Source organism: Mesorhizobium sp. M0239 (assembly GCF_040321815.1).
Classification (GTDB): Bacteria; Pseudomonadota; Alphaproteobacteria; order Rhizobiales; family Rhizobiaceae; genus Mesorhizobium.
Genome location: NZ_JAMYSG010000051.1, coordinates 1 through 24,245 on the forward strand (window position 1 = coordinate 1; position 24,245 = coordinate 24,245).

General features: G+C 64.3%; 29 protein-coding genes and 1 pseudogene. 19 read left to right on the top strand and 11 right to left on the bottom strand.

Translation table 11 applies throughout. From position 1 onward, the window contains the following. Window positions 1-142: 142 nt before the first annotated feature. Window positions 143-511: a YciI family protein gene (locus NKI99_RS31995; protein ID WP_031213674.1), complete on the bottom strand. Its 369-nt coding sequence runs from the start codon at window positions 509-511 to the stop codon at window positions 143-145. 260 nt (window positions 512-771) lie between these two features. Between NKI99_RS31995 and NKI99_RS32000 the strand changes: the two genes are divergently transcribed. From NKI99_RS32000 to NKI99_RS32010, 3 genes are all read left to right on the top strand, one after another. After that, window positions 772-1,731 (top strand): TAXI family TRAP transporter solute-binding subunit, encoded by a 960-nt coding sequence (locus NKI99_RS32000; protein WP_352613439.1) that lies wholly within the window; start codon window positions 772-774, stop codon window positions 1,729-1,731. 227 nt (window positions 1,732-1,958) lie between these two features. Continuing rightward, window positions 1,959-4,076, top strand: a complete 2,118-nt coding sequence (locus NKI99_RS32005) for a TRAP transporter permease (protein WP_352613441.1) — start codon at window positions 1,959-1,961, stop codon at window positions 4,074-4,076. Further along, window positions 4,073-4,456, top strand: coding sequence for a DUF1850 domain-containing protein (locus tag NKI99_RS32010; protein ID WP_352613443.1), 384 nt, complete (start codon window positions 4,073-4,075; stop codon window positions 4,454-4,456). Before NKI99_RS32005 ends, NKI99_RS32010 begins: the two co-directional genes overlap by 4 nt. A gap of 180 nt (window positions 4,457-4,636) precedes the next feature. Here NKI99_RS32010 and NKI99_RS32015 read toward each other — a convergent pair whose 3' ends face one another. Together NKI99_RS32015 and NKI99_RS32020 are read right to left on the bottom strand one after the other, a co-directional pair. Further along, complete coding sequence (locus NKI99_RS32015) at window positions 4,637-5,098, bottom strand: thiol-disulfide oxidoreductase DCC family protein (RefSeq protein ID WP_502895849.1); 462 nt, start codon at window positions 5,096-5,098, stop codon at window positions 4,637-4,639. Window positions 5,099-5,278: 180 nt separating this feature from the next. Then, the gene (locus NKI99_RS32020) at window positions 5,279-5,419 is read right to left on the bottom strand and encodes a hypothetical protein (protein ID WP_023813501.1); all 141 of its coding nucleotides are present in this window, start codon (window positions 5,417-5,419) and stop codon (window positions 5,279-5,281) included. Between the two features lie 149 nt (window positions 5,420-5,568). Between NKI99_RS32020 and NKI99_RS32025 the strand changes: the two genes are divergently transcribed. From NKI99_RS32025 to ligD, 3 genes are all read left to right on the top strand, one after another. Then, window positions 5,569-5,733 carry a hypothetical protein gene (locus NKI99_RS32025; RefSeq protein ID WP_164893053.1) on the top strand — a complete coding sequence of 55 codons (165 nt, stop codon included), beginning with the start codon at window positions 5,569-5,571 and terminating at the stop codon, window positions 5,731-5,733. 63 nt (window positions 5,734-5,796) lie between these two features. Beyond that, window positions 5,797-6,666: a non-homologous end joining protein Ku gene (gene ku, locus NKI99_RS32030; RefSeq protein ID WP_128305295.1), complete on the top strand. Its 870-nt coding sequence runs from the start codon at window positions 5,797-5,799 to the stop codon at window positions 6,664-6,666. A gap of 12 nt (window positions 6,667-6,678) precedes the next feature. Then, on the top strand, window positions 6,679-9,201 hold the full coding sequence (gene ligD, locus NKI99_RS32035; protein ID WP_352613447.1) for a DNA ligase D: 2,523 nt from the start codon (window positions 6,679-6,681) through the stop codon (window positions 9,199-9,201). A 23-nt stretch (window positions 9,202-9,224) separates the two neighbouring features. On the opposite strand, the gene NKI99_RS32040 is transcribed toward ligD, so the two are convergent. Further along, the gene (locus tag NKI99_RS32040) at window positions 9,225-9,899 is read right to left on the bottom strand and encodes an ArsR/SmtB family transcription factor (RefSeq protein ID WP_352613449.1); all 675 of its coding nucleotides are present in this window, start codon (window positions 9,897-9,899) and stop codon (window positions 9,225-9,227) included. Window positions 9,900-9,967: 68 nt separating this feature from the next. Here NKI99_RS32040 and NKI99_RS32045 point away from each other — a divergent pair, with 68 nt between their 5' ends. The 3 genes from NKI99_RS32045 to NKI99_RS32055 all read left to right on the top strand — a co-directional run bounded on the left by NKI99_RS32045 (window position 9,968) and on the right by NKI99_RS32055 (window position 10,929). Beyond that, window positions 9,968-10,180 (top strand): DUF1127 domain-containing protein, encoded by a 213-nt coding sequence (locus tag NKI99_RS32045; RefSeq protein ID WP_128305298.1) that lies wholly within the window; start codon window positions 9,968-9,970, stop codon window positions 10,178-10,180. A 75-nt stretch (window positions 10,181-10,255) separates the two neighbouring features. Continuing rightward, window positions 10,256-10,588: an NIPSNAP family protein gene (locus NKI99_RS32050; RefSeq protein WP_127261220.1), complete on the top strand. Its 333-nt coding sequence runs from the start codon at window positions 10,256-10,258 to the stop codon at window positions 10,586-10,588. Beyond that, window positions 10,585-10,929 (top strand): antibiotic biosynthesis monooxygenase family protein, encoded by a 345-nt coding sequence (locus NKI99_RS32055; protein ID WP_127297560.1) that lies wholly within the window; start codon window positions 10,585-10,587, stop codon window positions 10,927-10,929. The genes NKI99_RS32050 and NKI99_RS32055 overlap by 4 nt, the downstream gene beginning before the upstream one ends. 161 nt (window positions 10,930-11,090) lie before the next feature. Here NKI99_RS32055 and mbfA read toward each other — a convergent pair whose 3' ends face one another. Next, on the bottom strand, window positions 11,091-12,074 hold the full coding sequence (gene mbfA / locus NKI99_RS32060) for an iron exporter MbfA (protein ID WP_352613451.1): 984 nt from the start codon (window positions 12,072-12,074) through the stop codon (window positions 11,091-11,093). Window positions 12,075-12,246: 172 nt separating this feature from the next. Between mbfA and NKI99_RS32065 the strand changes: the two genes are divergently transcribed. The 3 genes from NKI99_RS32065 to NKI99_RS32075 all read left to right on the top strand — a co-directional run bounded on the left by NKI99_RS32065 (window position 12,247) and on the right by NKI99_RS32075 (window position 14,494). Beyond that, entirely contained in the window at window positions 12,247-12,570 is a 324-nt protein-coding gene (locus tag NKI99_RS32065) for a hypothetical protein (protein WP_352613453.1), read from the top strand. Between the two features lie 295 nt (window positions 12,571-12,865). Further along, window positions 12,866-13,843, top strand: coding sequence for a threonine/serine dehydratase family protein (locus NKI99_RS32070; protein ID WP_352613455.1), 978 nt, complete (start codon window positions 12,866-12,868; stop codon window positions 13,841-13,843). A gap of 51 nt (window positions 13,844-13,894) precedes the next feature. Beyond that, window positions 13,895-14,494: a DNA-3-methyladenine glycosylase gene (locus tag NKI99_RS32075; RefSeq protein WP_352613457.1), complete on the top strand. Its 600-nt coding sequence runs from the start codon at window positions 13,895-13,897 to the stop codon at window positions 14,492-14,494. 26 nt (window positions 14,495-14,520) lie between these two features. Here NKI99_RS32075 and NKI99_RS32080 read toward each other — a convergent pair whose 3' ends face one another. Genes NKI99_RS32080 through NKI99_RS32095 form a run of 4 tightly spaced genes read right to left on the bottom strand, consistent with a single transcriptional unit; the run spans window position 14,521 to window position 18,225 of the window. Continuing rightward, window positions 14,521-15,657: an ABC transporter permease gene (locus NKI99_RS32080; protein ID WP_352613459.1), complete on the bottom strand. Its 1,137-nt coding sequence runs from the start codon at window positions 15,655-15,657 to the stop codon at window positions 14,521-14,523. Next, window positions 15,654-16,574, bottom strand: coding sequence for an ABC transporter ATP-binding protein (locus tag NKI99_RS32085; protein WP_352613461.1), 921 nt, complete (start codon window positions 16,572-16,574; stop codon window positions 15,654-15,656). Before NKI99_RS32085 ends, NKI99_RS32080 begins: the two co-directional genes overlap by 4 nt. Then, window positions 16,571-17,524, bottom strand: a complete 954-nt coding sequence (locus tag NKI99_RS32090; protein ID WP_352613463.1) for an HlyD family secretion protein — start codon at window positions 17,522-17,524, stop codon at window positions 16,571-16,573. The genes NKI99_RS32085 and NKI99_RS32090 overlap by 4 nt, the downstream gene beginning before the upstream one ends. Next, entirely contained in the window at window positions 17,521-18,225 is a 705-nt protein-coding gene (locus tag NKI99_RS32095) for a CerR family C-terminal domain-containing protein (protein ID WP_352613465.1), read from the bottom strand. Before NKI99_RS32095 ends, NKI99_RS32090 begins: the two co-directional genes overlap by 4 nt. Window positions 18,226-18,329: 104 nt before the next feature. On the opposite strand from NKI99_RS32095, the pseudogene NKI99_RS32100 reads away from it, so the two are divergent. The 3 genes and pseudogenes from NKI99_RS32100 to NKI99_RS32110 all read left to right on the top strand — a co-directional run bounded on the left by NKI99_RS32100 (window position 18,330) and on the right by NKI99_RS32110 (window position 20,630). Next, a pseudogene (locus NKI99_RS32100) lies at window positions 18,330-18,802 on the top strand (CYTH domain-containing protein). Beyond that, window positions 18,799-19,737 (top strand): CHAD domain-containing protein, encoded by a 939-nt coding sequence (locus tag NKI99_RS32105; RefSeq protein WP_352613467.1) that lies wholly within the window; start codon window positions 18,799-18,801, stop codon window positions 19,735-19,737. The pseudogene NKI99_RS32100 and the gene NKI99_RS32105 overlap by 4 nt, the downstream one beginning before the upstream one ends. 86 nt (window positions 19,738-19,823) lie before the next feature. Next, window positions 19,824-20,630: a C40 family peptidase gene (locus NKI99_RS32110; RefSeq protein WP_352613469.1), complete on the top strand. Its 807-nt coding sequence runs from the start codon at window positions 19,824-19,826 to the stop codon at window positions 20,628-20,630. Window positions 20,631-20,685: 55 nt separating this feature from the next. Here NKI99_RS32110 and NKI99_RS32115 read toward each other — a convergent pair whose 3' ends face one another. Then, the gene (locus tag NKI99_RS32115) at window positions 20,686-21,687 is read right to left on the bottom strand and encodes a helix-turn-helix transcriptional regulator (RefSeq protein ID WP_352613471.1); all 1,002 of its coding nucleotides are present in this window, start codon (window positions 21,685-21,687) and stop codon (window positions 20,686-20,688) included. A gap of 146 nt (window positions 21,688-21,833) precedes the next feature. Between NKI99_RS32115 and NKI99_RS32120 the strand changes: the two genes are divergently transcribed. From NKI99_RS32120 to NKI99_RS32135, 4 genes are read left to right on the top strand one after another with little or no spacing between them, the layout of a single operon-like run. Beyond that, window positions 21,834-21,977, top strand: coding sequence for a hypothetical protein (locus NKI99_RS32120; RefSeq protein WP_023813481.1), 144 nt, complete (start codon window positions 21,834-21,836; stop codon window positions 21,975-21,977). A gap of 11 nt (window positions 21,978-21,988) precedes the next feature. Further along, window positions 21,989-22,333: a hypothetical protein gene (locus tag NKI99_RS32125; protein WP_352613473.1), complete on the top strand. Its 345-nt coding sequence runs from the start codon at window positions 21,989-21,991 to the stop codon at window positions 22,331-22,333. Then, window positions 22,326-22,844, top strand: coding sequence for a hypothetical protein (locus tag NKI99_RS32130; RefSeq protein ID WP_352613475.1), 519 nt, complete (start codon window positions 22,326-22,328; stop codon window positions 22,842-22,844). The genes NKI99_RS32125 and NKI99_RS32130 overlap by 8 nt, the downstream gene beginning before the upstream one ends. A 22-nt stretch (window positions 22,845-22,866) precedes the next feature. Further along, complete coding sequence (locus NKI99_RS32135) at window positions 22,867-23,307, top strand: hypothetical protein (RefSeq protein WP_164893054.1); 441 nt, start codon at window positions 22,867-22,869, stop codon at window positions 23,305-23,307. 13 nt (window positions 23,308-23,320) lie between these two features. Here NKI99_RS32135 and NKI99_RS32140 read toward each other — a convergent pair whose 3' ends face one another. After that, the gene (locus NKI99_RS32140) at window positions 23,321-24,118 is read right to left on the bottom strand and encodes a helix-turn-helix domain-containing protein (RefSeq protein WP_128305308.1); all 798 of its coding nucleotides are present in this window, start codon (window positions 24,116-24,118) and stop codon (window positions 23,321-23,323) included. Window positions 24,119-24,245 lie beyond the last annotated feature (127 nt).

The window sequence follows — 24,245 nt, forward strand, 5'->3', positions numbered from 1 at the left end:
TGTTTATCTCTCCCTGGCGGGGCGTGGGGGGGGGCCTGGGGGGGGGGGCGGGCGGGGTGCCTGGCTCCCTGTGGGCCGCTGTGCTGCCGGGGGGCCGCCTCGGCGGCCGCCCGGGCGATGTCCGGGCGACTGTCCATCACCGTCATTTCTTGGGCATGTAGTCGGCCATTTCCCAGATCGGCCGCAATTCGACCGTGCCGGTGCTGGCTGCCGGACAGCGTGCCGCCCATTCGATGGCTGTATCGATGTCAGCCGCCTCGATCATGTAGAAGCCGGCAAGCTGCTCCTTGGTGTCGGCATAGGGGCCGTCGATCACGTTGGTCTTGCCGTCAGCGATCCGCACCGAGGTGGTGGCCTGGGTCGGGCGCAGCCTTTCGCCAGCCAGCCACGCACCGGATTTCTTCAACGCTTCGGTATAGGCGCCATAGGCCGCGCTCATCTGCTGGGCCTTCTCGATCGGCGTGTTCGCCAATGCGGCTTCGTCGCTATTGATCAAAATCATGTATCGCATGGTCTTCTCCCGTTTTGCGAAGGCCGCGTCCTTGCGAGGCCGGACGTATGTCGCGCGGCAGTGGCCGATTTCGACAGGCTGCTCAAAAAACTTTCGGCCCCGATGGCTTTTTGTGCAAGCCGCCATCTGTTTCCTGATCCCTCAACCGTTCGTCTAACGAGCGCAATTGCGGGTTGGCATTTGCGGCTCGCTGTCTAAACTCGCCCCGGTTCGCATCTAGGAGGCGGTGCGGTCGTCGATATTTTCAGGGAGGAGATCCGATGTTCAATTTCAAAACGAAATTCGTTGCAGCCGGCGCCGTGGCGCTCTCGCTTGGCCTGGGCACCATCTCAGCCAGGGCGCAGGAATTCATCAATGTGCTGACCGGCGGCACATCCGGCGTCTATTATCCGCTCGGCGTGGCGCTGTCGGAAATCTACGGCAAGGGCATCGAAGGCGCACGCACCCAGGTACAGGCGACAAAGGCTTCGGTCGAAAACCTCAATCTGTTGCAGCAGGGCAAGGGCGAGATTGCGTTTGCGCTGGGCGATTCCGTCAAGCTGGCCGCCGAAGGCAATGCCGAGGCCGGTTTCCCCGGCAAGCTCGATAAATTGCGCGGCATCGCCGCCATCTATCCCAATTATATCCAGATCGTCGCCAGCCAGGAGTCCGGCATCAAGACGCTGGCCGACCTCAAGGGCAAGAGCCTGTCGGTCGGCGCGCCTGCCTCCGGCACCGAGCTCAACGCCCGCGCCATCTTCGCCGCCGCCGGGCTGAAATATGAGGATCTCGGCCGGGTCGAATACCTGCCCTTCGCCGAATCGGTCGAACTGATCAAAAACCGGCAGCTCGACGCCACGCTGCAATCGGCCGGGCTCGGCGTCGCCTCGATCCGCGACCTCGCCACCTCGGTGCCGATCAATGTCGTGGCGGTGCCGGCCGAGGATGTCGCCAAAATCGGCTCGCCCTATCTTTCGGTGGTCATTCCCAAGGGCACCTATGAGGGCCAGAGCGAGGATGTCGCGACCGCCGCCGTCGGCAATTTCCTCATCACCCGCGCCGATGTCTCCGACGAAACCGCCTACCAGATGACCAAGCTTTTGTTCGAGCATCTCGACCAGCTTGCCGCGGCGCATGCCGCTGCCAAGGCGATCGACCCGGCCAAGGCGCTCGACGGCATGCCGGTGCCGCTGCACCCCGGTGCCGAGCGTTATTACAAGGAGAAGGGGCTGTTGAAGTAAGACGCGTGGCAACCTGACATGTCTTCGCCAGGCGCCCCCCTCTGCCCTGCCGGGCATCTCCCCCTCAAGGGGGGAGATTGGACGTCACCACACCCTTCGCCAATCGCTAACGTTGCAGGACGTGCGCAGACACCAACGCTGCTGATCTCCTCCCTTGAGGGGGAGATGCCCGGCAGGGCAGAGGAGGGCGCCACGCACTACACTTCGCTCCTTTTGGAGACCGTCGGATGAGCGAAGCAACGTCTGGAACAATACCCGACGGCAAATCCGCCACCTTCCATCTTCCTGTCGTCGAAGAGCAGGTTGAAGGGCTGCCGCCGGGCTTCGGCGACGGCCTTGCAGGCAAGGCCGCTTTTCTCATCGCTGTCGCCTTTTCCGTGTTCCAGATCTATGTCGCCGCCTATGGCAGCATTCCGAGCCAGGTGGTGCGGGCCATGCATGTCGGCTTCCTGCTGCTGCTCGGCTTCGGCCTGATCGCCAATCTGCGCGCCAAAAGCATGCCGGCCAAAGCCGCGTTCTGGACGCTCGGCGTGCTCGGTTTCGGCACCGGCCTCTACAATTGGGTGTTCTACACCGACCTCATCCGGCGCTCCGGCTTCCTGACCACGCCGGACCTGATCGTCGGCGCTGTGCTGGTGGTGCTGGTCTTCGAGGCGGCGCGGCGGCTGATGGGCCTGCCGCTGGCGGTCATCGCCTTCATCTTTCTCGCTTACTGCTTTTTCGGCAACCATCTGCCGCCGCCGCTCATCCATCGCGGCTATGATTTCGCCCAGCTGGTCGACACCTTCGCCTACGGCACCGAAGGCATCTACGGCACGCCGATCTATGTCTCGGCCGCCTACATCTTCATCTTCGTCGTCTTTGCCGCCTTCCTCGAACGTGCCGGCATGATCGCGCTGTTCAACGATTTCGCGCTGGGCCTTGTCGGCACATGGCGCGGCGGCCCGGCGCAGGTCTGCGTGCTGTCGTCGGCGCTGATGGGCACCATTTCCGGCTCGGGCGTCGCCAATGTGGTGGCCAGCGGCCAGTTCACCATCCCGCTGATGAAGCGCTTCGGCTTCCGCTCGGCCTTTGCCGGCGCCGTCGAGGCGACCTCCTCGATGGGCGGCCAGATCATGCCGCCGGTGATGGGCGCGGTCGCCTTCATCATGGCCGAGACGCTGAACGTGCCTTATGCCGAAGTGGTCAAGGCGGCGATCATCCCGGCGCTGCTCTATTTCGGCGCCTGCTTCTGGCAGGTGCATCTGGAAGCCGGCAAGGCCGGCCTGCACGGCATGGCCAAGGCCGAGCTGCCCAACCCGTGGGACGCGGTGCGGCAACACTGGCCGCTGGTGCTGCCGCTGGCAGCGCTGATCTATCTACTGTTGGCCGGCTACACGCCGATCTTCGCCGGCACGATGGGCCTGGCGCTGACCATCGTGCTCATCCTCGGCACGCCGCTGGCGGCGGCGATCGGACCGCTCGCCTTCCGCATCGTCTTCTGGATCGCGCTCGGGCTTGCCGCCGCCTCGTTCATGAAGTTCGGCGTCAACCTCCTCGGCCTGGTGATCGCCGCACTGGTCGTTGCCTGCTTCACGTTCAAGGGCGGCCGCGAGACGTTGCAAATCTGCGTCGACTCGCTTGCCGAAGGCGCCAAGAACGCGCTGCCGGTCGGCATTGCCTGCGCCATCGTCGGCATCGTCATCGGCACGCTGACGCTCACCGGCATCGCCTCGACCTTCATCGGCTGGATCATCTCGATCGGCCAGGACAATCTGTTCCTGTCGCTGGTGTTGACCATGGTCACCTGCCTGGTGCTCGGCATGGGCATCCCGACCATCCCCAACTACATCATCACCTCGTCGCTGGCCGGGCCGGCGCTGCTGGAACTCGGCGTGCCGCTGCTGGTCAGCCACATGTTCGTGTTCTATTTCGGCATCATGGCCGATTTGACGCCGCCCGTGGCGCTGGCCGCGTTTGCCGCCGCACCGATGGCTAGGGAAAGCGGCCTCAAGATCGGCATCCAGGCGACCAAGCTGGCTATTGCCGGCTTCGTCGTGCCGTTCATGGCGGTCTATACGCCGGCGCTGATGCTGCAGGACGCCGGGCCAATCGCCGCCCAGTTCGGCTATCCCGCCGAGGTCGCATACATCGTCGCCAAGGCGTGCATGGGCATCGTGTTGTGGGGTGCCGCCGCCGTCGGCTTTCTCGCCCGCCGCATGGCGTTGTGGGAACGGCTCATCGCCTTCGCGGCCGGCGTGCTTCTGGTCGCTGCGGTGCCGCTCACCGACGAGGCCGGCTGGGTGCTGGCGCTGGCCTGGATCGGCTGGCACTGTTTTCGCTCACGGCAGGCCGCTAAAGCATGAGCCTGTGCATCCTGGCCGCCGGCAAGACGGTGACGCTCTCCGTTGCCGCCTTCACCCTGTCCTGGACGCATTCGGTGGAACGGACGCGGTGGGAGGAAGACTGGAAGGTCACGCCTACCGGCCTGCAGTTGGTCGAAGCCCGGATCGAGGGCTCGGGCGCCGGCATGGAGCCACCGGAAGGCGCGCTGCTGAAGGAGCGTTGGTGGAGCTATGCGCCAGAGATCGACCCACAACGACGCGTTGTGCTCGCCGCTTCCGGCGCGACCGGCGACGGCTGGACACTGTGCACGGTTCAGGGCTGCAGGGAACTGGGCATGGCTGCAGGCGGACCGATCGTGCTGGAGCCGTGCGGGCCGGATGGCACGAGCCAACCACGATAATGCGTGATCGGCCTTCAGAGCAGATGAGAAATCTCGCCGGGAACGCGGAAGCGGCTTCCTCGGCGGCTTCGAACAATGTGGGCAGCGATCACAGCCACCTTGGCAACGCAAATGGACAATGCAGCCGCCAGAAGCCGTCGGTGTTAGATGAGACGCTTCACGCGCTGCTCCCCACGTTTTCTAGCCAAGGAACCGTTCCCGCAGCTCGGGTGCGGGGATCTCGCAGCTGTCCTTCCTGCCGAACAGGGCGTAGCGGTTCTTGGCGATGCGATCGTAGAGCCAACCACGCAGCGGGCGCGGCAGCAGCAGCAGTGTTTTTGCCGCCCGCCAGGGCCAGCCGAGTTCCGCCATGACGGCGACGAAGCTGTCCAGCCGCGTGAAGGCGACGCCGTCGATCAGGACGAGATTGGTTTCGTAAGAGTCCGTGCGCAGTCCATGCTTCCGAAACAGCGTTTCACCGAAGGGCGACTGCGCGCTGGCGAAGCGGAAACGGCCTTGGCGGTCGAGCCTGACCACCATGCGCACGAAGCCGGAACAGAGCACGCAGACGCCATCGAAAACGATCAATGGATGGCGTGCGTCGAGAGTTGTTCCGGAGGGACGGTTTGACTTGGGTCGACTGGGTTGGGAATGGTCGGTCAAGCTGGCCTCGGCTGCTCGTGTCCTACGACACTAAGCCGGGCCAGCGTCGGTATCAAAGCCGTGGCGATGTCGCACGGCGCCTGTCGGCGAGAGCGGGACGCTCGGCGCGATAGGTGGTGGCGCGGGTAGAGGCGGCGGGCCTGCAGATCCGGCTGTCGTGGCGATTTTCGAAAGCCATGATCAGTGCGCGCCCAGCGAGTTGCCGCGACGGGCGCAGGCCGGGCCGGGGCCGCGCATGTAATAGCGCTCGGGCCGATAAGTCGGCGCGATGAATTCGCGGATTGCGGCGGCATAGCCGATGAGGTGCGCGAGGAAGTTCATTACCCTGGTCCCTGTCCCGATTTCGGATGTCCCTTCCGAATTGCGGTCATCATAGCGTCGAGGCGTGAATAGTCGGTGAACGTGATGTTAATATCTGGTCGAAAATGCCTCGCTTCGTGGCTGGAATGCGGCTGATTCGGGGTCTTTCGGTGCAGTTGGTCGGCATTCCGGTCAATGTGACTTTTGCATCACATATGTTTCGTTTGAATGTCGCCCGTGCGCGGTTCTGTTTCAACTTTTGCCGCGCTCGCGAAATTTCCGTGCTGGCGGCCAGAACGCCACGGGTGGCCCTCGGCATCCAGATCGGCGCGTGAGCGCGGAACTGGAGCGCGGTCTGTCCGTTCTCACCTTCATCTCGTTCTGGAAGGGAAGAGCTCATGGCGCCGCGTCCGGCCTGGAAGGGCTATCTGAAGCTATCGCTGGTCACCTGTGCCGTCGAACTGACCAATGTCGTCACCCACACGGAGCGGGTCTCGTTTCGCATTCTCAACCGCAAGACCGGCAACACGGTGAAGCGGCTCTATGTCGATGCCGAAACCGGCAAGCCGCTGGAGGAGGATGAGGAGGTCAAGGGCTATGAACTCGACGATGGCGATTTCATCCATATCGAGGAGGACGAGATCGAGGCGGTACAGATCGAATCCTCGCACACGATGGCGCTGGACGGTTTCGTCGACAAAGCTTCGATCCAGCAGATCTATCTCGATACGCCCTATTATGTCGCCCCGGCCGACAAGGTGTCGGAAGAGGCGTTCGCCGTCATCCGGGATGCGATGGCGGGCAAGAAGATGGCCGGGTTGGCGCGTATCGTGCTCTACCGACGCGAACGGCCGGTGGTTATCGAGCCGCTCGGCAAAGGGATGGTGCTGACGACCTTGCGCTACGACAACACGGTGCGCCAACCGGAAACCGTGTTCGGCGACATCGAGTCCGTGAAGACCGATCAGGAGATGACCGACCTCGCCGAGTTGATCATCGACAAGAAGAAGACGAAGTTCGACCCCTCGAAATTCGACGACAAATACGAGGAGGCGCTGCTGGAGCTGATCCGCGCCAAGAAGGCCGGCCACAGGGCGCCGAAGGCCAAAGCGGCGCCCAAACCTTCCAATGTCGTCAATCTGTTCGACGCGCTGAAGAAGAGCCTGTCGGACTCCGGGTCATCGAAAAAGCCTTCTTCGGCGAAAGCCAAGCCGGCGGCCAAACGCGCCAAGCCGAAAGGCAGCGCGCCCAAACGCAAATCGGCCTGAGGAACCCAACGGATGGCCAGCCTCGAACAATATCATTCCAAGCGCGATTTCAAGAAGACCGCCGAACCGGCCGGCAAGGTTGCCCTGGCCAAGAAGGGCGAGGCCGGCGGCATCTTCGTCATCCACAAGCATGCCGCGACGCGGCTGCATTACGACCTGCGGCTCGAGCATGACGGCGTGCTATGGAGCTGGGCGGTGACGCGCGGCCCAAGCCTCGACCCGCATGAGAAGCGGCTCGCCGTGCATGTCGAGGACCACCCGATCGACTATGCGCCGTTCGAGGGCACCATTCCCAAGGGCGAATATGGCGGCGGTTCGGTCATCGTCTGGGACGAGGGCACCTGGACCCCCGAGATCGACCCGGCCAAGGCGATGAAGAAGGGCCATATCAGCTTTGAGCTTGAGGGCCACAAGCTGCATGGGGCATGGCATCTGGTGCGACTGAAGCCGCGTGCGGGTGAAAAACGCGACAACTGGCTGCTGATCAAGTCGGACGATGCCGCAGCGCGTCCTGGCGAGGATATTCTCAAGGAGGCGCCAGAATCGGTGAAGTCCGGCCTGACCATCGAGGAGGTCGGCGAGGGCAAGTCCGCAAAGGGTGAGAAGCCGAAAGTATGGCATTCCAACAAGCCGGCCGCCGGCAAAGCGAAACCCGGCAAACGCCTCGACTTCATCGAGCCGCAGCTGGCCACGCTTGAGCGCGATGCACCGCCGGGCAAGGACTGGCTGCATGAGGTGAAGTTCGACGGCTACCGCATGCAGGCGCAGATCGCCGGCACCGATGTGCGGCTGCTGACCCGGACCGGCCTCGACTGGACAAAGAAACTCGGCAGCGAGATCGTCGCGGAGCTGGCCGGGCTGAAGTGCAGCGACGCCATCATCGATGGCGAGGTGGTCGTGCTCGCCGACAGCGGCGTCTCGTCTTTCGCGCTGCTGCAGCAGGACCTGTCGGCGAAGCGGACGCATCGGTTCGTCTATTACGTGTTCGACCTGATGCGCCTCGACGGAAGGGATTTGCGCCGCGAGCCGCTGGTCGAGCGCAAGCAGGCCTTGCAGGAGCTGCTCGGCGAACAGTCCGACAATCCCGCGGTCCGCTTCAGCGACCATTTCTCCGAACCTGGCAAGATCATGCTGGAGCATGCCTGCCGCATGGGCCTGGAAGGCGTCGTCTCAAAGCGTGCCGATGCCCCCTATCGCAGCGGCCGAGGCCCGACCTGGGTGAAGTCGAAATGCACGGCGCGGCAGGAATTCGTCATCGGCGGCTATCTGCCGTCGGACAAGACCGGGCGCGGATTGCGCTCGATCCTCGTCGGCTTCCATGAGGGCGGCAAGCTGCATTATGCCGGCCGCGTCGGCACCGGTTTTTCGGGCAAGGGCGCCAATGAGCTGAAGGCAAAACTCGATGCATTGACGGCAAAAACATCGCCCTTCGCAACCGCCGTGCCGAAGGGAAAGGGCCTGGTCTGGGTCAAGCCCGAGCTTGTCGGCGAAGTGGAGTTTCGCAGCTGGACCTCGGACCGTATAATACGCCACGCCTCGTTCCAGGGATTGCGCGAGGACAAGGCGGCGGAGGAAGTCGTGCAGGAAAAGCCCAAAGCGTCGACAGGCAAGCCATCGACAGGCGAGAGCACGGCCAAGCCGGCACCGGGTGGCAAAGCCGCTAGATCGATGACGACCACGGTAAAACTCTCGCACCCCGACAAGCTGCTGTGGCCGGACGAAAACATCTCAAAGCGGGGCCTGCTCGACCATTACGCGCAGGTTTGGCCGCGCATGGAACAGTTTGTCGTCAACCGGCCGCTCAGCCTGGTGCGGGCGCCGGACGGTGTCGGCGGCCAGCGTTTCTTCCAGAAACATGCCTCGGCCGGCATGAGCGACAAGATCGCCCGCATGAAGGACCCTAGTGACGGCGAGGAGATCCTGTACATCCGGGATTTCGATGGTGTTGCCGCACTGGTCCAGTATGGCGTGGTCGAGATCCACATTTGGGGGTGCACGATCGATGAGATCGAAAAGCCCGACCAGATCATCTTCGATCTCGATCCCGATGAAGGTGTGGACGTGAAGGCGGTGCGCGAGGCTGCACTCGATATCAGAGGCAAGCTCGACGAGCTGTCGCTGCCGAATTTCGTCAAGACGTCGGGCGGCAAGGGTTTTCACGTCATGGTGCCGCTGAGACCAGCGGCGGATTGGGAGGAGGTCAAAACCTTCGCCCATGATTTCGCCAGGGCGCTGGAGCAGGGTGCCCCCGACCGCTACACGGCGACGCTGTCGAAAAAAGCGCGCACCGGAAAGATCTTCGTCGACTATCTGCGCAACGGCAGGGGCTCGACGACGGTCGCGCCCTATTCGTCGCGCGCCAAGAAGGGCGCCACCGTGTCGATGCCGGTGAGCTGGCCAGAGATCGAGGCCGGCTTGGCGCCGAACGCTTTCCCGATCGGCGACAAGACGACGCTGAAGCAATTGGCGAAAGCCGATCCGTGGAAGGAGTTTTTCGGGCGGGGGAAGGTGTTGAAGCGGGGGGGAGCCTCGTGAAGGTGTGAGCGAGCGCCAACACCTCAACTCAAAAACACCCTCTCAAACGCCTGCTTGCCCGGCGGCGAGAAGATCACCGCGCGGCTGTCCTTCTCGCGGCGCGCCCATTTCTCGGCAAGGATCTTGTCGAGGATGGCGGCGCCCAGCGTGCCGGCGAGGTGTGAGCGCCGCACGCTCCAGTCGAGGCAAGCGCGGCACACCGGCCGTCGCGGCTTGGTGTAGACGTCGATGCCTATCGCCGCGAAATGCGAAGCCGCCGATGGCCCGAGCCTGATCTCCTGCTCGTCGCGGACCAGTACGTTCTTGGCGACGAGCCGATCGAGCATCGCCACCGCCTGCTCGCCGGCGAGGTGATCGTAGCAGACGCGCGCCACGCGCATGGCGCCATCGCGCGGACCCGGGCGCACACGCTTTGGACCGACGGCTTCCGCGACGCCTGTGATGGCTTCGATCATGCCCGCCACCTGCGGTCCGGCGAGGCCGTAATAGCGATGCCGGCCCTGGCTCGCCACCGTGAGCAGCCCGCCTTCCATCAGTTTGCCCAGGTGCGAGCTGGCGGTCGGCAGCGAAACGCCGGCCTCGAGCGCCAGTTCGCTCGCCGTCAGCGCCGTGCCGCCCATCAGGGCATTCAGCATGTTTGCCCGTGCCGGGTCGCCGACCAGGCTGGCGATGCGGGCGATGTCGGGGCCTTCTCGCATAGTTCGTTCCTCATCGAAGCATCCCTGTCAGATAACCACTATTCTCCGGTGAGATCAAGGAGACGACGATGACCGCACGAACCGCTTTCCCCTCGGCGCTCCCCAGCCGACAATCGTTCCCGTTCGTCACCTGGTTGCGTTCGCGGCTGCTGGCCCGCTGGTATGACCGTCATCTGCAGCGCCTCGACCTTGCCGAGATCGACGATCATCAGCTGCGCGATCTTGGCCTTACACGGCAAGACGTGCGCCGCGAATGCGCGAAATCCTTCTGGCAGCCCTAGCAGGCCAGGCGGCACGACGTTTCGATACAGCTCGAACCATCGACGCGAAGGCCCATCCCCCAAGGAGATCACACAATGACCATCACCTGCTTCATCCGCTATGAGATCGACCCGTTCGGCAAGGCGGCCTTCGAGGAGTACGCCCGCAACTGGGGCCAGGCCATTCCACGCTGCGGCGCCGATCTGATCGGTTACTACGCGCCGCATGAGGGCTCGGCGACGACCGCCTATGCCGCCTACAACATCGACAGCCTGGCCGCCTACGAAGCCTATCGCGCCCGGCTTGCCGCCGATCCCGCCGGCAAGGCAAACTACGAGTTTGCCAAGCGCGAGAGATTCATCCTGAAGGAGGACCGCATGTTCCTGAAACACGTCTCGGGCCCGCACGCGAAACTGGTGCTGCCGTGATTGCCGTCATCTTCGAGGTCGAGCCGGCGGAGGGCCGGCGCGATGCCTATCTGGGCATCGCCGCCGATTTGCGTCCGCTGCTTGACGGCATCGACGGCTTTCTCTCCATCGAGCGTTTTCAGAGCCTGGCCGATCCGAACCGCATCCTGTCGCTGTCGTTCTGGCGCGACGAGGAGGCGGTCAAGGCCTGGCGCAACACCGAAGAACACCGCCAGGCGCAGAAGGCTGGCCGTGGCGGTATCTTTGCCGGCTATCGTCTGCGCATTGCGCATGTGGTGAGAGATTATGGGCTGACGGAGAGGGACGAGGCGCCGGCCGACAGCCGGGCGGTGAATGGGTGAGAGATAGCCAGGCGTCGCGCCATTGCCCCCTCATCCGGCCGCTGCGCGGCCACCTTCTCCCCGCTGGGGAGAAGAGATTGGCGCTGGCGCTGGTAGTCTCCTCTCCCCTCGGGAGAGGTCAGCCGAGCGAAGCGGAGGCTGGGTGAGGGGGCGCTTTGCGGTTACGCATTCCCGATCAGCACGCCGGCCGCGAACACCAGGGCGCCGCCCAGCACCACCTGGAAGGCGGCACGCAGGAAGGGCGTCTGCATGTAGCGGTTCTGGACAAAAGCGATCGCCCACAGTTCGAAGAACACCACCACTGCAGCGACACCCGTCGCCGTCCAGAAGCTCGGAATGAGATAGGGGAGCGCGTGTCCGAGACCGCCCAACGTCGTCATGATGCCGACGGTCAAACCGCGCTTGATCGGCGAGCCGCGGCCCGACAGCTTGCCGTCGTCGGAAGCGACCTCGGTGAAGCCCATCGAAATGCCGGCGCCGATCGAGGCGGCAAGCCCGACCAAAAGTGTCTGCCAGGTGTCATGCGTGGCGAAGGCGGCGGCAAAGATCGGCGCCAGAGTGGACACCGACCCGTCCATCAGCCCGGCCAGCCCCGGCTGCACATAGGTGAGGATGAACTGGCGCTGCTCGGCGGCGGTCTCTTCATCCTTCACTTCGCCCGGCACATGTTTCTGCTCCAGACGCTGCGCCAGGGTCTCATGGCCCAGTTCGGCCACCGCCAGATCGTCGAGCAGTTTTCGCGTCGAGGCATCTGCCGTGCGCTTGGCCGCCTCGACATAGAAAAGGTAGGCTTGCCGCTCCATCGCCTCGGCCTGGCTGCGGACGTGCTCGATGCCGAGCGGCCGGACCAGCCAGTCGGGCTTGCGCTCGTAATAACCCTTCACATGTTCGCGCCTGATCAGCGGTATGCGCTCGCCGAATCGCTTGCGGAAAAGCTCGATCAGCGCATCGCGATGGCCATCCTCTTCCCCGGCCATCTCCTCGAACACTTTTGCCGATTGCGGGAAGTTTTCCGTCAGGCCATCGGCATAGGCCCGGTAGATGCGTCCATCATCCTCCTCGGACGAAATGGCCAGCGCCAGGATCTCCTGTTCGGAGAGCGATTCGAAGGGACGGCGGCCGAAGCCGAAAACACGGGAAAGCATGAGGAATTCACCCTAGTTTAGAATAGTTCTAAACTAGGGTTTTGAGCGCCTCCGGTCAATGCGCGCTCGGTCGCGGTCAAGAATTGTTGAAGCTCGTAAGCCGGGCTGGCCCTTCATTATCAGTGAATGTTCACCTATATAATTTTACCTAACCAGAACAAGGAACCGGCAGATGACGGCAAAACAGCCTCCGCATCCCTATGACCCAAAGCCCGTTCTCGATCTCATCGCCAGCATCGAGGCCGACCTGCAGCGCCTGAAGGGCCTGGTCGAACAGCAGGTCGAGAAATTCGACCCCGCCAATCCGCACAACAAGGGGCCGGATGGCAAACTGACCGAGGAAGGCGCCGAGTGCTGCTACCGCATGTTCGACGAGGGCAAGTCGCGCTACTCGGTCGCCCAGCAGATGAAAATCTCCTTTGCCGCCGCCAGCCACCGGTTCAACAACTGGCGCAAGCTGGGTGGGAGCAAGAGGCAGAGGACGTTGCTTGGGTGAACTGGCGAGATGTCGGCGGGACAGCACCCCCCTCTGTCCTGCCGGACATCTCCCCCTCCTGGAGGGAGATTGGCAGTTTCGACTTCGGCGCTTGTCGACCTTGTAAGTTGGTGAGAGCTTCGTGACGTCTAATCTCCCCCCCTTTGAGGGGGAGATGGCCGGCAGGCCAGAGGGGGGCGTGCAGCCGTGGCGTTGGCGACCGCCCGCCAAACTTTGTAACGGTCACATTTTTTCATTGGTGTCGCGCGGCGCTTTCCGTGCACCATGGGCGGGCCACATTTCCGCAGGACCCGCCATGACCACCCCTCCCGGCATCGCCGACATCCACGCCGCCGCCGCACGTCTCTCCGGCCTGATCGTCGAAACCCCCTTGATCGAATCGCAGGAGCTGAACAAGCGCTTCGGCGGCCGCATCCTGTTCAAGCCGGAGACGCTGCAGCGCACCGGCTCGTTCAAATTCCGTGGCGCCTACAACAAGCTGTCGTCGCTGAGCGAGGAGGAACGCAGTCGGGGCGTCGTCGCCTTCTCGTCGGGCAATCATGCGCAGGGCGTCGCGGCGTCGGCGGCGATGTTCGGCGTCGAGGCGGTCATCGCCATGCCTTCAGACGCGCCGGCGATGAAGATCGCTAACGTCCGCAAGATGGGGGCGGAGGTGGTGCCGTTCGACCGCTTTCGCGACGATCGCATGACCGTGGTTCGCCCTTACATCGAAAGAGGCATGGTGCTGGTGCCGCCTTTCGACGACCCGGCCATCATTGCCGGCCAGGGCACGATCGGCCTCGAATTGATGCGCCAGGCAAAAGTGCTTGGCGTTGACCTCGATGCGGTGATCGTCCCCTGTGGAGGCGGCGGCCTGACCAGCGGCATTTCGGTGGCCGTCAAGGACGCCTCGCCGGACACTGCGGTCTGGGCGGTGGAGCCCGAGCATTTTGATGACACCCGCCGGTCGCTGGCCGCAGGCGCCAGGGTTTCGAACGAGCCCGGCCATAGCTCCATCTGCGACGCGCTCCTGACCGCCGAGCCCGGCCTGATCACCTTCGAGATCAACCGCAGGAACCTCACCGGTGGCATCGCCGTCTCGGACCAGGCGGCGGCTCAGGCGATGCGCGACGCCATGGCCTATCTCAAGCTGGTGGTCGAGCCCGGCGGCTGCGTGGCGCTGGCGGCACTGTCGTCGGGCGAGATCGAACTGTCCGGCAAATGCATTGCAGTGGTGCTGTCCGGCGGCAATGTCGATTTCGGGACTTATGCCGAGATCATGGCGGCGGCTTAAAGCGGTGACAGGCGGGTCGAGCGGATACCCTGAAATCCGGCAGCGCTGAGCATGGCCATCCACCGCCCGCTCGCGCGCTCGGAACTGCTTGGTGATACGGCATCGCTGGCCCGCACTCTCATCGGCAAGATCGTGGTGCGCGAGCTTCCTGAAGGCGTCGTCAGCGGCCGCATTGTCGAGACCGAGGCCTATGTGACCGGCGACGCCGCCGGGCACGGCTACCGGGGCATGACGCCGCGCAACCGTTCGCTGTTTCTCGAGCCTGGGCACGCCTATGTCTATCTCGCCTACGGCATCTCCTACATGCTCAACGTTTCGAGCGAGATGGTGGGGACCGGAACCGGCGTGCTGATCAGGGCGCTGGAGCCGCTCGAAGGCATCGCGATCATGCGGCTCAATCGCGGCATCGAGCGTTTGCGCGACCTGGCGCGGGGACCGGGAAGGCTCGCCCAGGCGTTGCGGATCGATCGTTCGCTCGACGGGCTCGATCTCTGCCGCGAAGGCCCGCTATGGCTCGGACATGATGGTGGCGAACCCGGCGAAATCGGGAAGAGTGTCAGGATCGGCATCTCGAAGGATGCGGACCGCCTGCTGCGGTTCTATGTCAAAGGGAACCCGTTCGTCAGCGGTCCAGCTTCGCTCAACGGTTAAGCGATGGCCGCTGATTGGCCTTGACCCTAATCCAGCGTCCGCCTGAACCGCACCAATGCCACACCGGCAAACAAGGCCACGAACACCACCAGCCAGCCGATCTCGCCTGCCACTGCGGGCAGTTCAGCGCCCTTCAGCATCACGGCGCGGGTGATGCGCAGGAAATGCGTCAGCGGGAATATCTCGCCGAAGATTTGCGCCCAGTCCGGCATACCGCGATAGGGGAACATGAAACCCGACAGCATGATCGACGGCAGGAAGAAGAAGAAGGTGAGCTGGAGCGCCTGCATCTGCGTGCGGGCGACGGTCGAAATCGTGTAGCCGAGCAGCACCAGCGCCAGCACGAAGATCAGCACGGCGGTCAACAGCAGCGACATCGACCCGGTGAAGGGGATTGCGAACAGCAGCTTCGCCGCCGCCAGCACCACCACCACCTGCACGCCGCCGACCGCCAGATAGGGCAGCACCTTGCCCATCATGATCTCGAGCGGGCTCGACGGCATGGCCAGAAGGTTCTCCATCGTGCCGCGCTCGGTCTCGCGGGTCAGCGCGATCGAGGTCATCATCACCATGGTCATCTGCAGGATGACGCCGAGCAGGCCGGGCACGATGTTGTATTGCGAGATGCCTTCGGGATTGTAGCGCCTGTGTACGACGACATCGAGCTGACCCTTGGCGGCCTCGGCGGCGGCTTCCTGCGTGCCTTGCGCCCTCAGCAGCGCCTGGCTGGCGACGGTGCCAAGCGTCGAGATGGCGCCGCTGGCCACAGCCGGGTCGGTGGCATCCGCTTCGATGAGTATCTGCGGGTTGTTGCCGCTCTCCACCCTCCTGGCGAAATCGGCGGGGATGGTGACGACGAAGGCGACGTCGCCGCGCGATATCAGGAACTCGGCCTCGGCGGCACTTTGCGCGACATGGTCGAAACGATAGTAGCCGGTGGTCTGCAGCGCCGCGACAATGGCACGCGTGTAGGGATCGTTGCTCGTCGCCACGAGTGCCGCCGGCAGGCTCTTCGGATCGTTGTTGATGGCGTAACCGAAAAGCACCAACTGTATCAGCGGCACGCCCAGCATCATGGCGAAGGTGATGCGGTCGCGCCGCATCTGGATGAATTCCTTGATCAGCAGCGCGCCAAGCCGGGCGAAGGAAAAGACGCTGTTCATGCCATGTTGTCCTTCGAGCCGGACATGAACTGGATGAAGACGTCCTCGAGGCTGGTTTCGCCGGGCGAAACTTTCACGCCCTTATGCTCTTTCTCGACGTCGGCGAGTGCGGCTTCGAGCTTCTTCCTGTCGGAGCCGACGACATGCAGCGTCGCGCCGAAAGGCGCCACTTGGTCGACGCCGGGGCGGCCCTGAAGCGCTTCGGCGACCTGATCGAGCCGCGGGCCCTGCAGGACAAACGTGGTCAGCCCGGCATTTTTCACCACTTCGGCGACGGTGCCGGTGGCCAGCATCTTGCCGTAGGAGATATAGCTGATGCGGTGGCAGCGCTCGGCTTCGTCCATGTAGTGGGTGGAGACCAGCACGGTCAGCCCGCCGCTGGCGAGGCGATGGATCTCGTCCCAGAATTCGCGCCGCGCCTTCGGATCGACACCGGCCGTAGGCTCGTCAAGCAGCAGCAATTTCGGCTTGTGCATGATGCAGGCGGCCAGCGCCAGCCGCTGCTTCCAGCCGCCCGACAAGGTGCCGGCCAGCTGGTTGCGGCGCGACGTCAGGCCGAGGTCCTCCAACGTGCGCGCCACATGCTCTTCGACCGGCTTCAGCCGGTAGAGCCGCGCGACGAATTCGAGATTCTCGCCGATCGTCAGATCCTCGTAGAACGAGAATTTCTGCGTCATGTAGCCGACTTCGCGCTTGATGCGCAGGCTCTCGGTGCGGATGTTGAAGCCGAGCACCGTGCCCTCGCCTTCGTCCGGCGTCAGCAGGCCGCACATGATGCGGATGGTGGTGGTCTTGCCCGAACCGTTGGGGCCGAGAAAGCCGACGATCTCGCCCTCGGCGACCGACATCGTCACATGGTCGACGACGGTCTTGTCGCCAAAACGCTTGACCAGGCCATGGACGTCGATGGCGTTCATTTTGCACTGTCCGCGAGATCAACATCGACGATCTGGCCGGGCTGCAGCGGCCCGGCATCGCCCTCCGGCCGCGCCTCGACCAGATAGACCAGCTTCTGCCGGTTCTCGAGCGAATAGATCACCGGTGGCGTGAACTCGGGATCCGGCGAGACATAGCTGACGCGCGCCTTCACATCCGGGCCGCAGCCGTCGCAATGGACGCCGAGCAAGGTGCCGACCTTGACCGAGGAGAAAGCGCTCTCCGGGATGTAGACGCTGAGCTTGACCGCGCCGTCGGGCAGGACCGAGATGACAGGCGCCGTCGGACCTGATGTATCGCCCGGATTGCGGATGACATCGTTGACGCGGCCCGGCGAGGGCGCTGCCAGCACCCGCTTCGACAGCCGCCACTGCGCCTGCTCCAGGGCCGCCTGCGCCTGCTTGACCTGGTTGTCGGCGGCCTTGATCGTCTCGGGGCGTGCCGGCAGGCCGCCGACGGCGAGATTGGCATTGGCCTGGCCGACCTGCGCATTGGCCGTTTCGAGCGTGGCCGACGCGGTGTCGAAGTCGGCTTGCGTGCCGGCGCCGCGCTTGAACAGATCGGCGGCGCGGTCGTATTTGCGCTTGGCGTCGGCGGCCTGGGCGCTGGCCATGTCGACCTCGGCCTTCAGCACGGCGATCTCTTCCGGCCGCTTGCCGATCTGCAGGTCGGCCAATTGCGCCTGGGCCTGGGCAAGGCCGGCCTGCGCCTGCGCCACCGCGATTTTTGCGTCGGCACTTTCCAGCGTCACCACGGTCGTGCCGGGCACCACACGGTCGCCGCGCTTCACAGCGACGGTCTCGACCTGCGCCACCTCGATCGGTGCCAAAAGCACGTAGTCGCCTTCGACATAGCCGACGGCCAGCGGGGCTGCCGGGGCACAGGCACTGAAGAGCTGCGCGGCGAGCGGCAGCGAACACAGAAAGCTCATGGTCTTTGCCCCTTTGTCTTTGCACCTTTTCTGGCGGCCAATATGGCCTTGAGATTGCCCGAAGTGACCGCCACCACCTTGGTGGCCTCCGCGGCGCCGATATCGGTCCAGCCCATGCGGCGCATCACCGCCTCGCGGCCGATGCGGAAATAGATGACCTGGCCGATCAGCGTGAACACGGTGAGCCTTGTGGCCTCGCTTTCGGCCGGCTCGCCGGTCGCCTGTTCCCAGAGCTGGCACAGCCGGCGATGCGTCGGCTCGAAGACGCCGTCATAGATGCGGTCGAGGGCTGCCGTCGGATGCGAAAGCTCGCGCAAAACGAACTGCACGATCTCGCCGGCCTGCGGGCTGGCCACGACAAAGCCGACCATCCGCTCCAGCGCCGCGAAGAGCTGTGCTTGCGCCGCCTCCGGACCGCCTGGCATCGGCGCCTGCGCATTGCCGAGCGCTTGGCCGGCCACACCCTGGATGGTCTCGACGATAAAGTCTGCGGCAGCGGCACGAAGGCCCTCCTTGCCGCCGAAATGATAGGCGATCGAGCCGATATTGGCTCGCGCCTCGGCGGCGATCTCGCGCGTCGAGGTGCCGTCGAAACCCTGACGCCCGAACAGTTTCAGCGCCGCACGGACAAGCGCCGCACGCGTCATCTCGGCGGGAGATGCTTCGCGGCGAAGGTTTTTGGCATCGGGCTGCTCGATCATCTCGCGGGTTTAATCAATCGATTGATTAAAGTCAATTCACGAACGTCGATCCGTGTATGTCACCGTCTTGCCATGGGCAGCGGCAACCGCTTTAGTGCGCGGCCATGGGCAAGGAAGTCGAACGAAAATTCCTGGTCACCAGCACCGCATGGCGGGAGTTGGCCGAGGCGGATATCCGCATCCTGCAGTTCTACCTCGCGGCCGGCCCCGGCGCACGGTGCGCATCCGCATCAGCGATGGCACTTCCGCTAGGCTGACGCTCAAATTCGGCAGCAAGGCGCGCGAACGCGACGAATTCGAATATTCGATCCCGCTGTCGGAGGCGGTGGAGATGCTGGACTTCGCCATCGGACGTGTCATCGAGAAGACACGTCACCATGTTAGGCACCGTGGCTATCTCTACGAAATCGATGTCTTTGGCGGTCCGCTTGCGGGACTTGTGATCGCCGAACTTGAGACGCCGGAGGACGTGCCGGACGAAATGCTGCCTGACTGGCTCGGCCGTGAAGTCACCGGCGAGTCAAAGTTCTACAACGCGTCGCTCGCCCTTGGGGGGATACCGGAGATCGCCGCATGAGCTTTCGTATCGATCCGCGCCTGCCGCTGACCGGCGAGGTCAGGCGTATCCTTGCCGAGGAAATCGGCAAGGCGCTGCATCACCTTGACGCCGCACGGAGCCGCCCGGAACAGGCGCTGCACAAATGCCGCAAGCGACTGAAGAGCGCCCGCGCCCTGCTGCGGCTTGTTCGTTCCGGCGACGAAACGTTCTGTGAGACCGAGAACCAATGCTATCGCAATGTGGCCGGCCTGCTTGCCGGTCCGCGCGAGGCGACTGCGCTGATCGAGACCATCGACCGGCTGGCGGCGAGCTTTCCCAAGGAGAGCGCCGACGATGGGCTTACTGCTGCGCGCGACAGGCTGATCGCGCGCCAGCATGAACTGCACGAAGGCTGCGGGCTCGAAGCGGCGATCGGCGCGGCGACCGCCGCTTGCGAGGATGGCCTCAAACGCATCGAAGCGCTGGCCTTGCCCGACCAGCCGGAACAGGCGGCCGACGTGCTTGCCGAAGGTGCCCGCGTCACGCTGCGCCGTGCCAGGAAGGCGCTCGACAAGGCCGGATCGCGGGGCGCGGCCGATGATTTCCACGATTTGCGCAAGGCGGCCAAGACCCACGGCATGCATCTGTCGCTGCTCGGCAGGCTGTGGCCGACACCGATCAAGGCCCGGCGCAAGGCGGTCGACGAACTGGGCGAGCGGCTGGGCGACCTGCACGATGTGCTGGTGATGCGCGCGCTGCTCGAGGCCGACGACCAGCCGCTCGGGCTGCCCGAGGACACGAAACTTCTGGGCAAGCTGTTGAAACGGTCGGAGAAGCAGCTGAAGAAGAGCTGCCTTGCTGAGGCGGCCGAACTGTTCAGTGACAGTCCCAAACGCTCGACACGCAAACTGGCCCGCAAGGCGCGCGACGATCTGGCTGCGCCGCCGGAAGAGGCCGCTGCGACGGCAAGCTGACTTGGCGCCTTTCCTCTCGGTCCGGACAGGGGGAGGAAAGGCGTGCGCTAGCCCTCATTGCCCGCCCATGCTAATCGCCATGGGGCATGACCGAGCCCGGCGACACGCTTCTGGATCGACTTGGCCGCTGGCTTGCCGGCCGGCTGCAGGAAGAATCGTCCGGCTACGAGCCCTACACACCGTCCGATGCCGAAACGCTGCGCCGCACGCTTGAGCCCGGCGACATCCTGCTGATCGAGGGCAACCAGAAGATCTCGGCGGCGATCAAATACCTGACCCAGTCGACCTGGTCGCATGCGGCCTTCCATGTCGGCGACGCCTTGCCAGAGCCGCAAGACGGCTCGGAGCGGCCGCGCCTGATCGAGGTCACGATCGGCGAAGGCTGCGTCGCCGTGCCATTGTCGCGCTACCGCACCTACAACACCCGCATCTGCCGGGCGAGCGGGCTGGCGCCGGAGGATCGCGACAAGGTCGTCGCCTTCATGATCGGCAGGCTCGGCCTGAAATACGACCTCAAGAACATTTTCGACATGCTGCGTTTTTTCTTCCCGACACCGCCGGTGCCGGTGCGCTGGCGGCGCCGCATGCTGGCCTTCGGCTCCGGCGACCCGACACGGGCGATCTGCTCTACGCTGATCGCCGAGGCCTATGGCCAGATCCGCTATCCGATCCTGCCCGAGATCACCCGTGCGCCCGGCCGCGCCTCGGCGCAGTCGAATTACTCGCGCAAGGAGATCCTGCACATCCGCCACCACTCGCTCTACACGCCGCGCGATTTCGACCTGTCGCCCTATTTCCGCATCGTCAAGCCGACGCTGGAATATGGTTTCGACTACCGGGCGGTGACCTGGGATGACAAGCTTGCCGATCCCGGGGCGAAGGCCGCCGAATAAACGCGATCAAATGAGTCCAGCCGCGTGCACGGGAGCGCTGGCCGGCGGCCGGGCGTCAGTGCTTGCAAGCCGCGGCCCGCACGTCCGAGGGTGTAGCGTCATAACGGCGGCGGAACGCCCGGTTGAAATAGGAAAGGTCATTGAAGCCGGCCTCGTAGGCGATCGCGGTGATGCTGCATCCGGCATGGCGTGGATCGCCGAGCATGCGATGGGCGCGCGCCAGCCGCTGGTTCATCATGAAATCAATCAAGGATGTGCCATCGCTCTCGAACAGCTTGCGGACGTAGCGGGCCGACAGTACGTGGCGGGCGGCGACGTCCTGCGCCGACAGGTCGGCATGGCCACCATGCGCGACGATATCGGCCTTGATGGCGCGCAAGCGGGCAACGCTGACGCCGCGGCCGCGTGCGATCTGGGCCGCATCCCTGGTCGCGCCCATGGCGAGTGCGGCAAGGTCGAAGACATGCGTCGCCGCAAGGTGGCAGGCCTCCGCGGTCAACTCGTCTCCGACCTCCTGGATCGAGCTGATATAGTCGAGCAACAGCCGCATCGCCCCGCTCTGGGTCGGCAAGGGCCGCATAAGGACCGCGGCCGGATCGCCGATCAGAGGCGAAAGCTGCTTGCGCGAAAAACTGAGATTGACGAAGCGGAACCCGCCGGCGCCGATCAGGTTGAGGCCAACCTCTTCACCGCTCATCATGAGCGCCTGGCCGTTGCCGACCGCCTCCTCGCGGCCGCGATGCTTCATCACGCTGCCCCCGTCGAGGGCCGCCAGAAGAACGAAGTCGTCGTTGTCGATCAGCGACGACGTATGATGCACCCGGAATTCCGATGAGCTGCCGGTGGCGATGCCGAGGCCCGGCAACGCGCGCACCCGCATGTCGATCTGCGCCGGCGCCAGCGGATCGAGGTCCACCCTCAGAACGGTGCGGCCGTAAACCTCGCGCGTAATCTCGACGCGATCCCGCTCCGGAAACATCTCCGTCGCCAGCCTGAACGAAGCTGACGGCCCCATCGTCGCAGTCATCGACACCCCCATGCCCAAGAGCGCGGTCATATGCGCCGCGGCCTGCAAAACGTCAATCCCGGGCCGTTTTGGCCGCTTTCAGTGCCGTTCTGTCCAAGCTGACCCCCTTCGATGCCCCTAGTTTGCGGCGCGATTCCAAAACCGGAACCGCATTGGCGGCAATCCAAGGGGGCACGATGTTTCATTTGCAATTGTTCAAGACGCTGTCGGCACTGGCCGCGGCGGGCTTCAATCCGCGCGTCTATCTGCTGTCGATCGCCTTGGGCAACGCGGTGACCGATCATCGCGAGGCCAAGCTGCCGCCGCGCGCTGCCCGATGATGAGCAGCACCATGAAAAGGATCATTTTCCTGGCCCTGACCCTTGCCCTGGCGGGCTGCCAAACGGGCCAGGCCGACAACAACCCGGCATCGATCGCGAGCGCGGCCGGCAGCAAGAAGGCCCAGAACGAACCGACGACGGAAACGGCCTGCGCCGATGCCGCCAAGACGGCGGCGAAGGCGCAGACCAATGCGGCTCTGCTCGGCGGTGTCCTGTCGATGGCGGGGGGTCTTGGCGGTCTGGCTGGCAATGGTGGGGTCATTGCCGGCCAGGCCGCCTCGATCGGCGGCTCGGTTCTGCAGTCCCAGGCGACGAGCAGTGCCCGGGCCGGCATTGCGGAGGATTGTTATGGCTGAGCGGCGTTTCGCAGCCATGCGCCGGCTGGCCGGCGCGCTCGCACTTGCCGGCATGATCTTCGACAGCCCGCAGGCCTTGGCGCTGACAGCGCGGGATGCGTCGGCGGTCGTCGGCCTGATCGAGGCCTTGCAACCCGAATTCGGTCAGTTCGCCTATGACGAGGAGATCGCCGCCGACTGGTACGAGCGCGATGCCGCGGACAAGGGCTTGATCGGCACAGCCGGTTTCACCGCCGATAGCTGGAAGATCGCGCTTGGCGAGACCATGCGCGGGTTCCTGGCGACGATGCCGGTCGCAGAACTCGATGCCATTTTCGCCAAGCTCAGGAATGCCATATCCGGCATGAAGGAGCTGACCGACGCACAGAAGACAGAGACCATCGCCGCCATCGACGAAGAGGTCGAAGGGTTGATGGCTTTGCGGGCCGAGGGCGACCCCTTCGCCGATGTCGTCAGGCCGCTGACGCCAAAAATCCGCAGCCTCATCCTCGGCCCGGCGATGGGGCGATAGGATGTTGGGCAACAGGAAACGGGTGGCGGGAAAAGCAACTCCGAGCGGGAGCCTCGAGGCCGAACATCGCGGCATTTTTCCAACCACGGCACGTGTCAGGCGGGGCAGCCCGATCGCGATGCTTATCTGCCTGCTGGCGTCCAGCTGCAGCCAGACGGCCGCCAGCCCGCCGATCACGCCAGAGCAGCATGCGCAATTGGCGGAGCTGGCGGCCGGCCCGGACTCGCCGGAGGGCCTTGGCGAGGCCCTGGCTGCAGTCGAGGCGACCAGGAAAATGCAGGACTGCAGGGCCAGCATGAACGAGACGGCCGGGCAGATGAAGATGATGGGCGCGGTCAATGGCGCGGTCGGCATCGCCGGCCGCATGGCAGGCCCAGGCGGCAAGACAGCGGCGAAAATGGTGGCCATCGGCACCGCCAGGGCCGTGCGCGGCAAGCTCAGCCGCCAGATGCAATCATGCTGAGACGATTGGCCGATCAGGCCGGCAGCGGCCGCCGTGTCTTGGCGGCCGGGTCCGTTGCTCTCGCACCGGCATCTCGCGCGTGCGGCCCGATCGGCATGATCGCCGGGAATGGCGTCGCGCCAAAGGCAAACGTCCATTTGTAGCCGACCAGCCCGTCTTCCGGCGTCGTGTGCTGGTCGTGATGGGCCAGCAGTTTGGCGCGATCGGCGAGGTCCTGCGCCTCGCGTCGCACCATCTCCGCCGTCTCCGGCCGCATCCGCCTGCTAAAGCTGACGAAGGTCGCTTCCTTGTCGATATGGGTGATCGCCCAGCCGATGAAGTTCTTGTTGGTCATCTCGAACAGCGGCCGCAGCGGCCCTTCGAAATTCCACTGGATCGGCGTCTCGACAAGCAATCTCGCCGTGAGCCCGCGGCCGAGCGCGATCAGGCCGAGCTCCTCGAGATCGCGCAGATAGAGGAACATCGAGGCTTCGCTCAGGCCTTGCGAGCGCATGATGCCCTCGGGCGTGAATTTTTCCGACAGCATGACGAAGATGAACAGCAGTGCCGGCCGGCCGGCGAGCCTGCGTTCGATCTCCGGCGCGATGTGGTTGACCGGCCCAGGCCCCCGGTTCATCGAGCCGAGCACGTTCTCCAGCTCGACACCGGCGGCAGCGCAGATCTCCACCAGCCGGTCGAGCTTGCAGTTGCGCTCGTGGAAGATGCGCTTCACCGTCGGCTCGGAAACCCCCATGCGTTCGGCAAGCTCGCGATAGGTGACGCCCTTCGCCTTCAGCGTCCGCTTCAACGCGTCGAAGATAAGGCCGTTCATGGAATGCACCTCTTGCCGTGGGTTTCGTATCGACTTTCGATACTAGAGCGTTTCATATTTTGACGGAAGCGTAGCCTGCGTTTTCGAAGTAGTTCTTGCATTCGGCTGCCTCGATGGTTTCGACGAG